We start from the raw sequence: 14,819 nt of genomic DNA, 5'->3' as shown, positions 1-14,819 counted from the left end.
GGAGCTTGCCCCTCACCCTAACCCTCTCCCCGCAGGCGGGGAGAGGGGACGTGGCTCGCGCAACGTTGGAGGGGGACGGATAGGCTGCGGCACAGGTCCTTCGCCCCGTTTGCGGGGAGAAGGTGGCGGCAGCCGGATGAGGGGCGGACGCTTCCAGGATTTCGGCGCATGATTGAAAACGGACAACAGAAGAACCCGCATGAAACGCAGGTGGAAATTCTCGGTCGGCTTCGGCGCCTGCCTCTTGCTGGCGGGAGCGGCGACCCTCGGCCTTGACTCGGCCGATCGCGCCTATCCGCCGCCACTCGAGAATGCCACGGTCACCTCGCGCGAAGTGCTGGATGCCGATGGAGACTTGCTGCGGGCATTTGCCACGCCGCAAGGGCGCTGGCGGTTGAAGACGGATGTCGAGGATGTCGATCCACGTTTTCTCGCCATGCTGATCGGTTATGAGGACCGGCGGTTTTACGAGCATGGCGGTATCGATCCGCTGGCGATCGGCCGCGCTGCGCTCCAGCTTTTGACCAATGGCCGGATCGTTTCCGGCGCCTCGACGCTTTCCATGCAGGTGGCGCGGTTGATCGAGCCGCGCGAGACACGGTCGTTTTCCGCAAAGCTCCTGCAGCTTGCTCGCGCCATCCAGATCGAGCGCCGCCTCGACAAAAAAGCGATCCTCGAACTCTATCTCACCCATGCGCCCTATGGAGGCAATCTGGAGGGTGTGAGGGCCGCGAGCCTCGCGTATTTCGGTAAGGAGCCGAAGCGGCTGACGGTGGCCGAAGCGGCACTCCTCGTCGCCCTGCCGCAATCTCCGGAGATGCGCCGACCGGATCGCCATCCGCAGGAGGCGCATGCCGCGCGCGAACGGGTGCTGACCCGTCCCGCGGTGGCCGAGGTGACGGGAGAGGGTGAGGCGGAGCGGGCGTTGCTTGATGCGGTGCCGCGGCAAAGGCTGCAATTGCCGGCCTATGCCGCGCATCTTGCCGAAGCCGCTATCCGCAAGCAGCCCAAGGCAGAAGAATATCACACGACGCTGAAACGTGGCATTCAGAGACAACTTGAGGAGGTGGCGCGAGAGGCTTCCGCAAAGCTCGCCCCAAAGGTTTCGCTTGCCATGGTGATGGCGGATGCAACGACCGGCGAGATCGTCGGGGAAGTGGGGTCTGCGGATTATTTCGATGCGGGGCGTTCCGGCTGGATCGACATGACGCGCGTACTCAGGTCGCCGGGCTCGACGCTGAAGCCGTTCATCTACGGCCTTGCCTTCGAGCAGGGGCTAGTTTCCCAGGAAACCATGATCGAGGACCGGCCGGCGGATTTCTTCGGTTACCGGCCGAAGAATTTCGACATGACCTATCAGGGCGACGTGACAGTCAGGCAGGCGCTGCAGCTGTCGCTCAACGTGCCTGCGGTCAGGTTGCTTGATGCGGTCGGGCCGTCGCGGCTGATGATCCGCTTTCGTCGTGCCGATGTGCACCCGGTCCTGCCGCCGAGCGAGGCGCCGGGGCTGGCGATCGGGCTTGGCGGGGTCGGCATCACGCTCAAGGATCTGGTGCAGTCCTATGCAGCACTTGCCAATGGCGGGCAGCCGGTCCGGGTCGGTAATGGTATCGATGAACAGCCGACCGTGCTCGACAGCGAGATGCTGCTGGAGCGGCTGGCGATCTGGAATGTCACCGATATTCTCTCCGACGTTCTGCCGCCGACCGGCAGCCGAAAACTCGGCATCGCCTACAAGACCGGTACCAGCTACGGTTATCGTGATGCGTGGTCGGTTGGTTATGACGGACGTTATGTGCTCGGTGTCTGGGTCGGACGGCCGGATAACGGCGCGGTGCCGGGTATTGCCGGTTACCAGACGGCGGCGCCGATCCTGTTCGAAGCCTTTTCGCGCTCCGGCGTGCCGTTCACGCCACATCCTGCGGCCCCGGCCGGTGCCGTGCGCCTGGCGCAATCCGATCTTCCGATCGCCCAGCGGCGGTTTGCCGTCACCGCAAGCGGGCTTATCCGCTCGTCGTCTCGCGAGACCGCGCCGCAGATAGTCTATCCGCCCGAAGGGGCGAAGGTCGATCTTGGAGCGTCATCCGGCGATATCTCGCCGCTTGTGCTGAAATTGCAGGGTGGCCGCCCGCCATTCCGCTGGCTCGCGAACGGCAAGCCGCTTGCCGATCTCTCACGCCGTCGGACGAATGAATGGCAACCGGAAGGGGCGGGATTTTCGACGCTGACGGTGATTGACAGTGCGGGCAGGGCCGCGACCGTCAGGGTGTTTGTCGAATAAAAAAGACCGGAGAGATTTCTCCCTCCGGTCCAATGTCTGGCAATGGCAGCAAGGCTCAAGCCGCAGAAGCGGCCTTCTTCGCTGCGATACGCGCCCGGATCGATTCCACGTCGGCCTTCGGCGTCGCCTTGAACAGGGTCTGTGTATATTCGTGCTTCGGATTGGAAAACACCTCGTCGCGCCTGCCGTATTCGACTGCCTCGCCGAAATACATCACCATCACCTCGTCGGCGATGTAGCGAACGACCGAGAGGTCGTGGCTGATGAAGACGTAGGTGAGGTTGAACTCGTCCTGCAGGTCGGCAAGCAGGTTCAGCACCTGGGCCTGAACCGAAAGGTCGAGTGCGGAAACCGGTTCGTCGAGCACCAGCAGCTTCGGATTCATCATCAGCGCGCGGGCAATGGCGATACGCTGGCGCTGACCGCCGGAGAACATGTGCGGGTAGCGATTGTAATGTTCCGGGCCGAGGCCGACCTTGATCAGCATTTCGGTGGCGCGGTTGCGGCGCTCGGCAGCAGACAAATCGGTGTTGATCGCCAGCGGCTCACCGAGAACGTCGCCGATCTTCTGGCGCGGATTGAGCGAGCCATAGGGGTTCTGGAAGATGATCTGCACCTTCTGGCGCATTTCGGACGTCAGGTGGCCCGGACGCGTGTCCATCTTCTTGCCGTCGATGATCAGTTCACCGGAGGTCGGTTCGTCGATGAAGGTGATCATGCGCGCCAGCGTGGACTTGCCACAGCCAGATTCGCCGACGATCGCCAGCGTCTTGCCGCGTTCCAGGCTGAAGGAAACGCCCTTCACCGCATGAAGCGTCTTCTTCGGCTTCATGAAGCCGCCCGGCAGTTCGTAATCGCGCTTGATGTCGCGGACTTCGAGCATGGTGTCGGTGGTCTTTATGTCGCTCATGCCGATGCTCCTGCGGAAGGTGCCGGTTCCGGGTTGCCGTCGAAGAAGGCGGAAACCGTGGTCAGGCGGTCACCGGTGGCGTTTTCAGGCAGGGCTGCCAGAAGCGCCTTGGTGTAATTGCTCTTCGGGTTTTCGAACAGCGAAAGCACGTCGGCTTCCTCCATCTTGCGACCCTTGTATTGCACGACGACGCGGTCGGCGGTTTCTGCAACCACGCCCATGTCATGGGTGATCATGATCAGGCCCATGCCGGTGCGGGCCTGCAGATCCATGATCAGATCGAGAATCTGCTTCTGGATCGTCACGTCGAGCGCGGTGGTCGGCTCGTCGGCGATCAGAAGCTTGGGGCTGCAGGCGATTGCGATCGCGATCATCACGCGCTGGCACTGGCCGCCCGACATCTGATGCGGGAAGGCATGCATGCGCTCTTCCGGGTTCGGCAGGCCAACCTGCTTGAACAGTTCGATGGCGCGCGCTTGGCGCTCCTTCTTTCCGAGGCCGAGATGGATGCGCAGGACTTCTTCGATCTGGAAGCCGACCGTGAAACACGGGTTGAGGCTGGCGATCGGCTCCTGGAAGATCATGGCGATATCCTTGCCGATCAACTTGCGCCGCTCGGCGCCGCTGAGTGCCTGGATATCCTTGCCTTCGAAAAGCATGCGGTCGGCGGTGATCTTTGCCGTCCAGGGCAGAAGACCCATGACTGCCAGCATGGAGACCGACTTGCCGGAGCCGGATTCGCCGACGATGGCGAGCACTTCGGCCTTGTCGACCGAGATCGAGACGCCGTCCACGGCGCGGAACCAGCCGCTGGCGGTTTCGAATTCGACGGTGAGATTGTCGATTTGCAGAAGCGACATGATCAGGACCTCTTCAGCTTCGGATCAAGCGCATCGCGCAGGCCGTCGCCCATCAGGTTGATGGCAAGAACGGTGATGAGGATTGCGAGACCCGGGAAGGTGACGACCCACCAGGCGCGCAGAATGAATTCGCGGGCTTCGGCCAGCATCGTGCCCCATTCCGGTGTCGGCGGCTGAGCGCCCATGCCGAGGAAGCCGAGAGCGGCCGCATCGAGAATGGCGTTGGAGAAGGACAGGGTTGCCTGGACGATCAGCGGTGCGGTGCAGTTCGGCAGGATGGTGCGGAACATCAGGCGCAGCGGGCTTGCGCCGGCGATACGGGCGGCGGTGACATAGTCGCGGGTCTTTTCGGCCATCACGGCGGCGCGGGTGAGGCGCACGAAATGCGGCTGCAGCGTCACGGCAATCGCGATCATGGCGCTGTTCAGGCCCGGACCGAGAATGGTGACGAGCACCAGCGCCAGAAGCAGCGAGGGAACGGCGAGGATCATGTCCATCAGGCGCATGATGATCGTGTCCAGCCAGCCGCGGTAATAACCGGCCAGAAGACCGACGACGATGCCGGAAACCAGCGACAGTGTGGTGACGACCAGACCGACGAACAGCGAATACTGCGCGCCGTAGATCAGGCGCGAGAGGATATCGCGACCGACCGGATCGGTGCCGAGAATATAGGTGGCGGTGCCACCTTCAGCCCATACCGGCGGCTTCAAGACCGCATCACGATACTGTTCGAACGGCGAATGGGGCGCGATCACCGGTGCGAGGATCGCGACCAGCACCAAAGCCAGGAAAACGAACAGGCCGATCACGGCGCCGCGGTTTTCGGAAAAGTAGAACCAGAACTCCTTGAGCATCTGGCGTCGCATCTGGGCCGAGGATACGGGCTCCGCAGCCTTTGGTGTAAGAGTGGCGTCAGCCATGGGATTTTGCTCCTTCTTAGTGGCGGATACGCGGGTTGACGAGACCATAGAGCAGGTCGACGATCAGGTTGACCGTCATGATGATCGCGGCGATCAGCAGCAGTCCACCCTGGATGACGGCGTAGTCACGGCGGAAGACGCTATCGAGGATCCATTTGCCGATGCCCGGCCAGGAGAAGATCGTCTCGGTCAGGATCGCGCCGGCCAACATGACGCCGACCTGCAGGCCGACCGTCGTGATAACCGGGATCATGGCGTTGCGCAGCGCATGGATGCCGACGACGCGGAATGGCGACAGGCCTTTGGCGCGGGCGGTGCGCACATAGTCTTCGGACAGAACTTCCAGCATGGCCGAACGGGTCTGGCGGGCGATGACGGCGAGCGGAATGGTGGCGAGCACGATCGACGGCAGAACGAGGTGGCTGAGTGCCGAGGCAAACGCCCCCTTCTGGCCGGAAATCAGGCTGTCGATCAGCATGAAGCCGGTGACCTGCGGGAAATAGAACATCAGCGAGATGCGACCCGATACCGGGAACCACTGCAGGGTGCCCGAAAACAGGATGATCAGCAGCAGACCCCACCAGAAGATCGGCATGGAATAACCGACCAGTGCGATGCCCATCAGGCCCTGATCGAAGATCGAGCCTCGCTTGATTGCGGCAATGACACCGGCGGGAATGCCGAGCGCGATCGCTATGATGATGGCACAGAAAGACAGTTCGACCGTTGCCGGGAACAGTGTCAGGAACTGATCAAGAACCGGCTTCTTCGAGACGATCGAGGTGCCGAAGTCGCCGGTGAGTACGCCACCGAGATAATCGAAATACTGCACGATCATCGGCCGGTCCATGCCGAGCTGCGCGCTGATCTGCGCGTGACGCTCCGGAGACATGACGCGCTCACCCGAAAGGAGCGCAACCGGATCACCCGGCAAAAGCCGGATGAAGGAGAAGGCGATGATGGAGACCCCGATGAAAGTCGGGATCAGGACGGCGAGGCGCCGCAGAAGGAAGCCAAACATTTTAAGCCTTTGCGGAAAGGGGCTGGACCGACCTGGGCTTTTGTCAAGCCATGGATCGAGCCATATCGGCGTCACCGCCATATTTTTAGGCATCTCATAAGAAAATGCCGCGGGAAACGCAACGCGTCCCGCGGCAAAAAGTTGTGATAGGCCAGTTTTACTCGGCGATATCGACTGCTTCAAAAGTGAAGTCGCCGAGCGGGCTCTGGGTAAAGCCGGTCACACCCTTGCGCATCGGAACGACGGCGAGCGAGTGATCGATGGTTGCCCAGGGAGCGTCCTTTTTGAAGACGGCCTGTGCCTGCTCATAAAGCTTGGTGCGCTCAGCCTGGTCGGAGGTGACCTTGGCCTTCTTCACGAGAGCGTCGAATTCCTGGTTGCACCACTGTGCGCGGTTGTTGCCGCCAACTGCATCGCAGCCGAGCAGGGTGTCGAGGAAGTTGTCCGGGTCGCCGTTGTCGCCGGTCCAGCCGAGGATTGCGGCACCGTCACGGTCTTTTGCCTTCGAACGCGACAGGTATTCAGCCCATTCGTAGGAAACGATCTCGACCTTGACGCCGATCTTGGCGAAGTCGTCCTGCATGATTTCAGCAGCGCGACGTGCGTTGAGCATGTATGGACGCGAAACCGGCATTGCCCAGATCTTCATCGAGAGATCCTTGACGCCAACGTCTGCCAGCATCTTCTTGGCAGCGTCGAGGTCGTAGGTGTCGTCCTTGGTCTCGTTGTTGTAAGACCACATTGTCGGCGGGATCGGGTTGGTTGCAGGCGTTGCCATGCCCTGGAAGACGGCGTCAACGATGGCCTTCTTGTTGATCGCCTTGTTCAGAGCGATACGAACTTCCGGCTTGTCGAACGGAGCCTGGGTCGTGTTGTAGGCGAGGTAGGCGATGTTGAGGCCTTCCTGCTCCAGAACTTCCAGGTTCGGGTCGGACTTCATCGATTCAACGTCGGCGGCATTCGGGAACGGCATCAGGTGGCATTCGCCGGCCTTCAGCTTCTGGTAACGAACGGCAGCGTCGCTGGTGATCGCGAAGACGAGATCGTCGATCTTCGGAGCGGTGCCCCAGTAGTCGGCGTTCTTCTTGTAGCGGATGATGGCGTCCTGCTGGTAGGCGACGAAGGTGAACGGACCGGTACCGACCGGGTTCTGGTTCAACTGCTCCTTCTTGCCGTCCTTCTCGAGGCTGTCGGCATATTCCTTCGACAGGATCGAAGCGAACGGCATGGCAAGGTTGGCCAGGAACGGTGCTTCCGGACGGTTCAGCGTGACCTTGACCGTCAGGTCGTCGACTTTTTCGATCGACTTGATCAGCTTCGGGAAGCCCATGCCGTCGGCATATTCCCAGGTGCCGCCGGAAATGTACTTGTTCCAGGCGTTCTTTTCGTCAATCTGGCGACCGATCGAGAAGATGACGTCGTCTGCGTTCAATTCGCGGGTCGGGGTGAAGAAGTCCGTGGTCTGGAACTTGACGCCCTTGCGCAGCTTGAAGGTGTAGACGGTGCCGTCAGCGGAAATTTCCCAGCTCTCTGCGAGACCGGCTTCCGGCTGCGTCGTGCCCGGCTTGAATTCGAGCAGGCGGTTGAAGATCGGATGAGCCGAGGCGTCGAAGGTCGTGCCGGCGGTATAGAGGCCCGGATCGAAGCCTTCTGGCGAACCTTCGGAGCAATAAACGAAGGTCTTCGCGCTGGCGGCGCCGGCAAAGAATGTTGCGGACAGAAGCGCTGCCGCTGCGAGAGTAAGTACACGTTTCATTGATAGTCTCCCTACCTGTGCCGGCTTTGCCAGCACGGTTGATTTCCCTGATTTACGATGCGTTTTGCCGCATCTTTTGACCAAGTCCTGTGTTGTTCACCTCCTGACCGGCAAGCCCAACTCTATGCCGGTCGAAATATATTTCCCCATCTCGGGTGAAACTGCAGGATCATGCGGGTCGTCCTACATATCGGCTGCCTCAAGGAATAGATTTTCAATCGAGGCGACAAATGCAGAACGTCATGCTTGGTCTTTGCTCATTCACTCCATATTTGTTTTGCGGTGAAGCAATGCTCGCTCAGCGTGTCTGCTTCCCGTGGCGCGCGAGAATAGCGATTATCACTCGGTTGTCGAGACGGTAAGATTCGGGATTTGATCACAACTGCGGTGACGCTGCCTAATCGATGCGCATAGCCTTAATTCTTTGCATTATGCGTTGCGCTTGGCCCGGAAAGGGATAGGTATGCGGTTATTGCATTCCATACCCAAAACTCATCTTAGCTAGAAATCAAGGCGGCTGTTTCATGACCGATGGCAACTCGAACCTCCCTCTCGTCTGGGATCTCGTGGATCGTAAAACGGAGGTGTTCGCGGAACTGGCCAACCAAGTCTGGGAGACGCCCGAGACCTGCTACATGGAGACGGAGTCTGCTGCTGCCCATCGCGAGATGCTGGAGGCGCAGGGTTTTCGGATTACCGATGCGGTTGCCAATATCCCGACCGCTGTGATGGGCGAGGCCGGCAGCGGTGGCCCGGTCATTGCATTTCTCGGCGAATATGATGCGCTGGCCGGTCTCAGCCAGAAGGCGGACACCGTAGAGCACGATCCGCTGGTTGCCGGTGCAAACGGTCACGGCTGCGGGCACAACCTGCTCGGTTCCGCTTCCCTCCTGGCTGCGACCGCGCTCAAGGATTGGCTTGAAAAGACGGGCACGCCCGGCCGGGTCCGTTATTACGGCTGCCCGGCGGAAGAGGGTGGTGCCGCCAAGGCCTTCATGGTGCGTGACGGCGCCTTTTCCGATGTCGATATCGCCATCAGTTGGCATCCGAGCAACTTTGCCGGGGTGCAGCGTGAGACGTCGCTTGCCAATTGCCGCATCGATTTCACCTTTACCGGCCGTGCCGCCCATGCCGCCGCCGTGCCGGAACTGGGTCGTAGCGCGCTCGATGCCGTCGAACTGATGAGCGTCGGTGTCAATTATATGCGCGAGCACATGCCGTCCGAATGCCGTATTCATTATGCGGTGCTGGACACCGGCGGCATTTCTCCGAACGTCGTTCAGGCGCATGCCAAGGTTCGTTATGTCGTGCGCGCGCCGGATCTCGCCGGTCTCTTCGCGCTTATCGAGAGGGTAAAGAAGGTGGCCGAGGGCGCGGCGCTGATGACCGAGACGAAGATGGAATCCGTCACGCTTGCCGGCGTTTCCAACCTCGTGGTGAACACGCCGCTGATGGATACGATGCAGGATATCTGGGAGAGCATGGGGCCGCCGGCCTTCGATGCTGCGGATATCGAATTTGCGGAAAAGATCCGCGCCACACTGACACCCGAGGATGTTGCGGCCAGCTGGGCGCAGGAGCGCCTCGAACAGCGGGATATCCCGCTTGCCGACTTCGTTCTGCCGCCTCACAACGAAGTTCGCCAGATGGGCGGATCGACTGATGTGGGCGATGTCAGTTGGGTCGTGCCGACTGTTCAGGCCTATGGTGCGACGCTCGCCATAGGCACGCAGCTTCATACCTGGCAGGTGGTTGCGCAGGGCAAGAGCGCGCTCGCCCACAAGGGTATGGCTTCGGTCGCGAAAGTGATGGCGGCCACGGGTCTTGCGGCGATGACCAGCGAACAGCTGCGCGAGGCTGCCTGGGCAGATCTGAAGCGCCGGCACAAGGGGCAGGATTACAAGAGCCCGATCCCTGCTCAAGCAGAGCCGCCGATCGCGGCCATGTCTGTACGCTAGGATGTCGGTTCGCTGATCAGGCCTATGAAAATTGCTCATGAGCCCGTCAATTATTTTAAACGACGGGCTCTGCTAAATCGTGTTTGAGGGCTGGAAATCCGCTGGATTCCTCTTATGAATTTCCTATTCGCGTTCGTGCAAGAGGAGAACAGCCCGTGACGATCCATCCCAATTCCATCGAGGCCCGCGACAAGGCCTATCATCTGCATTCGTACACGAACGCACGGGCGCTGGAGCGCGATGGCGCGCTGGTGATCGAGCGCGGCGAAGGCATCCATGTCTACGACAATGCCGGCAAGCAGTATATCGAGGGCATGGCGGGGCTTTGGAGCGTCGGCGTCGGCTTCGGCGAAAGTCGGTTGGTGGAAGCCGCTGCCAAGCAGATGGCGAAGCTGCCTTATTACCACACATTCACCGCGCGCACCCACAGCCCCTCCGTCGAGCTTGCCGAAAAGCTCATCGAGATCGCGCCGGTGCCGATGTCAAAGGCTTATTTCACCAATTCGGGTTCGGAAGCCAATGATACGGCGATGAAGATCGTCTGGTACCGGTCGAACGCGCTCGGCAAGCCGGACAAGAAGAAGATCATTTCCCGCACCAAGGGCTATCACGGCGTCACCATCGCGTCCGCCAGCCTGACCGGCCTGCCCAACAATCACCGCTCATTCGACTTGCCGATTGCCCGCGTACTGCACACGAGCTGCCCGCATTACCGCGCCTTCAAGACCGAGGGCGAGACCGAGGCGCAGTTCGTCGAGCGCTGCGCAAAAGATCTGGAAGACCTGATCCTGAAGCAAGGTCCCGATACGGTTGCCGCCTTTATCGGCGAGCCGGTCATGGGTGCGGGCGGCGTCATCGTGCCGCCGGCCGGTTACTGGGAAGCGATCCAGAAGGTTCTGAAGAAATATGATGTGCTTTTCATCGCCGACGAAGTTATCTGCGGTTTCGGCCGCACGGGCGAGATGTTCGGCGCCACGACCTATGCGCTGCAGCCCGACATGATGACGCTGTCGAAGCAGATCTCGTCTTCCTATCAGCCGATCTCGGCGCTTCTGATCAACGAAAATGTCTACCAGCCACTGGCGGATGAATCGGCGAAGATCGGTACGTTCGGCCATGGCGTCACTGCTGCCGGCCATCCGGTCGCTGCTGCCGTCGCTCTGGAAAATATCAGGATCATCGAGGAGCGTGATCTTGTCGGCAATGTCAGGTCGCTCAGCCCGAAATTCCTGGCGCGGCTGAAGTCGATCGCTGATCATCCGCTGGTCATAGAATACCGCGGGGTGGGCTTGATCGGCGCCTTCGAACTTGTGCCGCGCGAAGGCTTTGCCGCCGGGCAGCTCGGGCCTAAGCTGTTCGGATATCTGATGGAGGAGGGCGTCATCAGCCGCGCGATCGGCGATTCGATTGCGTTTTGCCCGCCGATGATCATTACCGACGAGCAGGTCGATGACATGTTCGACAAGGTCGAGCGCGGGCTTGAAAAATTCGCCAAGGAGCTGACGGCGTAAACCGCTGATTTCTCCAATTGTCTAGCCGCATTGCCTAGTATCATGGCGTCCCTATATTGGACGCCATGATCTCGCTTATCGACGCCTATTGGCCGCACATCCTGTTCATTGTCTCGGTGGTGGCCGGCGCGTCTGCGGCCTTTCACGCGACAATGACGAAGGAAGAGGTCCGCTCCGCGGTCGGGTGGGTCGGCGTCATCCTTCTGTCGCCCATCGTCGGCGCGGCGTTTTATCTGATCGCCGGCGTCAATCGTATCCGCCGTAATGTCATCGGTGATCGGCGCTCGCTGCTGCAGGGAGCGGAGCGTTTCGATTTCGCCTCCTATGATGCGACCGATGATCAGGTGATCGAGGACTTCGGCCACCGGTTTCGGGGGATGAAGACGCTTGGCGACCGTGTCACCCGGCACCACCTGACGACCGGCAATACGATTTCCGCCTTCGACAATGGCGATGCAGCCTATGGCGCAATGCTCGAAGAGATCGCGCTCGCGAGCCGTTCCATTCTGCTCGAAACCTATATTTTCGACCGGGACCGGATTGGCGCGCGGTTTATCGAGGCGCTGAGTGCGGCGGCTCGGCGTGGTGTCGAGGTCCGGGTGCTGATCGATGCCGTCGGTGCACGTTATTCCGTGCCGAGTGTGCTCGGCATGCTGCGTGAGGGCGGCGTCACCGTCGATGTGTTCAACGGCAATGTCATCACCGGCCTGCGGCTGCCCTATGCGAACCTGCGGACCCACCGCAAGATCATGGTCATCGACGGCGAAATAGCCTTTACCGGCGGCATGAACATCCGTGAGGGATTTTCCTGCGAATTCAGCGGCGATAAATGTGCCGCTGACACGCATTTCCGCGTGACCGGACCGGTTGTGGCCGATCTTTTGGCGATCTCGGCTGCCGACTGGGAGTTTTCCACCGACGAAAAGCTGGAGGGTGAAGCCTGGAAGGTTCCGACACCTGGCATGCGGCCCGGTTCGCCCACCATAATGCGAGCCGTCTCTTCCGGTCCGGATCGCAGCGTCGAGACGAACCAGAAGATGCTGATGGGCGCTTTTTCCATCGCCCGGTCCTCGATCAAGATCGTCTCACCTTATTTCCTGCCCGACCGGGAGCTGATCACTGCGCTGATCACGGCGGCCCGGCGCGGCGTGGTGGTCGATATCGTCGTACCGAGCGCCAACAACCTGAAACTAGTCGATCTCGCCATGACGGCTCAGTTCGACCAGATGCTGAAAAACTATTGCCGCATCTGGCGGGCGGCAGGACCGTTCAACCACTCCAAGCTGATGGCTATCGACGGCTGCTGGGCCTATGTCGGTTCTTCGAATATCGACCCCCGCTCGCTGAGGTTGAATTTCGAGGTCGATCTTGAAGTTTTCGATCGTGGATTTGCGCAAGCGCTGGAACGAAGGGTCGACCTGGCTATTTCCTCTGCGGAAGAGGTGACGCTGCATGGTCTTCGTTCACGACCATTTGCAAAACGCCTGCTTGAACGGGTGCTCTGGTTGGGTTCACCCTATCTGTGATCTGTACCGGTCGGCGCGGCCCGCGTCGGTCATGCTTTGAAGAATGACGGTGATGCACGAGAAACGTACAACCTTGCCGGCCAGCATCATTGCGTCGATCCGCGCCCGAAAGGCGCGCGGGATTGGCATCCATTCACAGCATGATCCTTCAACCGGCCTGCTTGTCGCATCCTACAATGTGCACAAATGCGTCGGGGTCGATGGCAAATTCGATCCTGGCCGGATCGCCCAGGTAATCCGCGAAATCGGTGCCGATATCATCGCGCTGCAGGAGGCGGATACACGCTTCGGTGAGCGCCGTGGGCTTCTCGATCTCGCATGGATGGAGAGGGAAACGGGGCTTTACCCGGTTCCGGTCTCTGGCGTCGCGCGCGCGCATGGTTGGCATGGCAATGTCGTGTTTTTCCGCGAGGGGGTGGTGCGTGATGTGCACCAGGTGAAGCTGCCGGGACTGGAGCCGCGCGGGGCGCTGATGGCGGAACTCGACCTTGCAGGTGGAAATACATTTCGGGTGATTGCCGCGCATCTTGGCCTGCTCAATCGGTCCCGCCAACAGCAGGCGCGGATGATCCTCGATATCCTGCGCGCACGCGAAGAATATCCGACCGTTCTAATGGGGGACCTCAACGAATGGCGGCTGGGCGATCGTTCCTCGCTCAACACGCTGGCGACGGTTTTCGGCCTGCCATCGGCGGTGCCAAGTTTCCCGTCACGACTGCCGGTGCTGGCGCTCGACCGCATCATGGCGAACCGCCCCGAGTTGATCGATCGTGTCGAAACGCATGACACGCCGCTTTCTCGGCGGGCATCGGATCATTTGCCGATCAAGGCTGTGGTGAAGATCGGTGCCCGGCTTACTCGTTGAAACTGGCCGGCTGAATTGACTTGGTGACAATCTTCCCGGCTTGCGTCGCTTTACCTCGAGCCGGGGCGATAATAGGCTTTTGTCATTCACGCGCCGCTGCCTTTTCCGAGCAAGGATTTCCATGACCGATATTGCCATGATCGAAGCCGCCCGAGCCCGTCTCGACGGCCATGTCCGCCGCACGCCGCTGCTTTCCTCTCCCTTCCTCGACGAGATCGCCGGACGGCGGATTTTCGTCAAACCCGAATGCCTGCAGCATACGGGATCGTTCAAATTCCGCGGTGCATGGTCGGCGATTTCGGGGCTGGCGCCGGAGGTTCGTGCAAAAGGCGTGATCGCGTTTTCTTCCGGCAATCACGCGCAGGGCGTGGCGCTTGCCGCGAAGCTGCACGGCATTCCGGCAGTCATCATCATGCCGGCCGATGCGCCGCGCATCAAGATCGAGAACACCCGTGCCTATGGCGCCGAAGTCGTGCTCTACGATCGCGCGACGGAGGATCGCGATGCGATCGGTGCGCGGCTCTCGGCCGAGCGCAACCTCACGCTGGTCAAACCGTTCGATGAACCGCTGGTGATCGCCGGTCAGGGGACGGCGGGTCTCGAAATCGCCGAACAGGCAGAGGAACTGGGTATCGAAAAGGCCGGCGTTCTCGTCCCGACCGGTGGCGGCGGCTTCATTTCCGGCGTTTCGCTGGCGCTCGCCGCCAAGGCGCCGGGCTTCACTGTCCACCCTTGCGAGCCGGAAGGGTTCGATGATGTCACGCGTTCGCTGGCATCCGGCACGATCGAAAAAAACGCGAGGCAATCCGGTTCGCTCTGCGATGCGATCATCACGCCGCAGCCGGGAAACATCACCTTTCCGATCATGTCGAAGCTTTGCGGCGCCGGGCTCGTCGTCACCGAGGACGAGGCTTTGAAAGCCATGGCGCTTGCCTTCAGCCGGTTGAAGATCGTCGTCGAACCGGGCGGCGCTGTGGCGCTTGCGGCAGCGCTTTTCCACGGCGAGACGCTCGGCGACACCGTGATTGCGGTCTGCTCGGGCGGCAATGTCGATAGCGACATTTTCCGCATGGCGCTCGAACGAAATCCGGATTGAGGCGACAAAAAGGCGCTCGTCGGAACCGGAGGCATAATAAACCGTTAACGTCGCATTACAGGCATTAACGGAAAAGGATTTTCCAATCCGCCGCTTTTGCTTGGAACTTTAT

The 14,819-nt window shown here is 60.6% G+C and carries 11 protein-coding genes; 6 read left to right on the top strand and 5 right to left on the bottom strand.

Annotation, left to right across the window (positions count from 1 at the left end; translation table 11 throughout):
• The first annotated feature begins 199 nt into the window (after positions 1 to 199).
• Positions 200 to 2,281 carry a penicillin-binding protein 1C gene (pbpC, locus tag GGE33_RS24430; protein ID WP_183829255.1) on the top strand — a complete coding sequence of 694 codons (2,082 nt, stop codon included), beginning with the start codon at positions 200 to 202 and terminating at the stop codon, positions 2,279 to 2,281.
• 55 nt (positions 2,282 to 2,336) lie between these two features.
• On the opposite strand, the gene GGE33_RS24425 is transcribed toward pbpC, so the two are convergent.
• The 5 genes from GGE33_RS24425 to GGE33_RS24405 all read right to left on the bottom strand — a co-directional run bounded on the left by GGE33_RS24425 (position 2,337) and on the right by GGE33_RS24405 (position 7,751).
• The gene (locus GGE33_RS24425; RefSeq protein WP_183829252.1) at positions 2,337 to 3,191 is read right to left on the bottom strand and encodes a dipeptide ABC transporter ATP-binding protein; all 855 of its coding nucleotides are present in this window, start codon (positions 3,189 to 3,191) and stop codon (positions 2,337 to 2,339) included.
• On the bottom strand, positions 3,188 to 4,051 hold the full coding sequence (locus GGE33_RS24420) for an ABC transporter ATP-binding protein (protein ID WP_148147730.1): 864 nt from the start codon (positions 4,049 to 4,051) through the stop codon (positions 3,188 to 3,190). The genes GGE33_RS24425 and GGE33_RS24420 overlap by 4 nt, the downstream gene beginning before the upstream one ends.
• A gap of 2 nt (positions 4,052 to 4,053) precedes the next feature.
• Positions 4,054 to 4,974, bottom strand: coding sequence for an ABC transporter permease subunit (locus tag GGE33_RS24415; protein ID WP_148147731.1), 921 nt, complete (start codon positions 4,972 to 4,974; stop codon positions 4,054 to 4,056).
• A gap of 16 nt (positions 4,975 to 4,990) precedes the next feature.
• Positions 4,991 to 5,995 (bottom strand): ABC transporter permease subunit, encoded by a 1,005-nt coding sequence (locus GGE33_RS24410; protein ID WP_148147732.1) that lies wholly within the window; start codon positions 5,993 to 5,995, stop codon positions 4,991 to 4,993.
• A 157-nt stretch (positions 5,996 to 6,152) separates the two neighbouring features.
• Entirely contained in the window at positions 6,153 to 7,751 is a 1,599-nt protein-coding gene (locus GGE33_RS24405) for an ABC transporter substrate-binding protein (RefSeq protein WP_183829249.1), read from the bottom strand.
• A gap of 524 nt (positions 7,752 to 8,275) precedes the next feature.
• Here GGE33_RS24405 and GGE33_RS24400 point away from each other — a divergent pair.
• The 5 genes from GGE33_RS24400 (at position 8,276) to GGE33_RS24380 (ending at position 14,707) form a co-directional block, all read left to right on the top strand.
• Positions 8,276 to 9,709 (top strand): M20 family metallopeptidase, encoded by a 1,434-nt coding sequence (locus GGE33_RS24400; RefSeq protein WP_183829246.1) that lies wholly within the window; start codon positions 8,276 to 8,278, stop codon positions 9,707 to 9,709.
• 155 nt (positions 9,710 to 9,864) lie between these two features.
• Positions 9,865 to 11,220: an aminotransferase gene (locus GGE33_RS24395; RefSeq protein ID WP_183829243.1), complete on the top strand. Its 1,356-nt coding sequence runs from the start codon at positions 9,865 to 9,867 to the stop codon at positions 11,218 to 11,220.
• A 65-nt stretch (positions 11,221 to 11,285) separates the two neighbouring features.
• Entirely contained in the window at positions 11,286 to 12,746 is a 1,461-nt protein-coding gene (locus GGE33_RS24390) for a phospholipase D-like domain-containing protein (protein WP_183829240.1), read from the top strand.
• A gap of 52 nt (positions 12,747 to 12,798) precedes the next feature.
• Complete coding sequence (locus GGE33_RS24385) at positions 12,799 to 13,611, top strand: endonuclease/exonuclease/phosphatase family protein (RefSeq protein ID WP_148147737.1); 813 nt, start codon at positions 12,799 to 12,801, stop codon at positions 13,609 to 13,611.
• Positions 13,612 to 13,732: 121 nt separating this feature from the next.
• Entirely contained in the window at positions 13,733 to 14,707 is a 975-nt protein-coding gene (locus GGE33_RS24380; protein WP_183829237.1) for a threonine ammonia-lyase, read from the top strand.
• Positions 14,708 to 14,819: the final 112 nt, after the last annotated feature.

The sequence above is a fragment of the Aliirhizobium cellulosilyticum genome, assembly GCF_014198105.1.
In the GTDB taxonomy this organism is placed as follows: Bacteria; Pseudomonadota; Alphaproteobacteria; order Rhizobiales; family Rhizobiaceae; genus Neorhizobium; species Neorhizobium cellulosilyticum.
The sequence above is the reverse complement of the archived record's forward strand: the minus strand, read 5'-3'. Positions and strand labels throughout refer to the sequence as shown.

Bases quoted from the DNA above. Each gene is read 5' to 3' on its own strand.
- pbpC (WP_183829255.1), top strand. From the start codon at position 200: ATGAAACGCAGGTGGAAATTCTCGGTCGGCTTCGGCGCCTGCCTCTTG.
- GGE33_RS24425 (WP_183829252.1), bottom strand. From the start codon at position 3,191: ATGAGCGACATAAAGACCACCGACACCATGCTCGAAGTCCGCGACATC.
- GGE33_RS24420 (WP_148147730.1), bottom strand. From the start codon at position 4,051: ATGTCGCTTCTGCAAATCGACAATCTCACCGTCGAATTCGAAACCGCC.
- GGE33_RS24415 (WP_148147731.1), bottom strand. From the start codon at position 4,974: ATGGCTGACGCCACTCTTACACCAAAGGCTGCGGAGCCCGTATCCTCG.
- GGE33_RS24410 (WP_148147732.1), bottom strand. From the start codon at position 5,995: ATGTTTGGCTTCCTTCTGCGGCGCCTCGCCGTCCTGATCCCGACTTTC.
- GGE33_RS24405 (WP_183829249.1), bottom strand. From the start codon at position 7,751: ATGAAACGTGTACTTACTCTCGCAGCGGCAGCGCTTCTGTCCGCAACA.
- GGE33_RS24400 (WP_183829246.1), top strand. From the start codon at position 8,276: ATGACCGATGGCAACTCGAACCTCCCTCTCGTCTGGGATCTCGTGGAT.
- GGE33_RS24390 (WP_183829240.1), top strand. From the start codon at position 11,286: ATGATCTCGCTTATCGACGCCTATTGGCCGCACATCCTGTTCATTGTC.
- GGE33_RS24385 (WP_148147737.1), top strand. From the start codon at position 12,799: ATGCACGAGAAACGTACAACCTTGCCGGCCAGCATCATTGCGTCGATC.
- GGE33_RS24380 (WP_183829237.1), top strand. From the start codon at position 13,733: ATGACCGATATTGCCATGATCGAAGCCGCCCGAGCCCGTCTCGACGGC.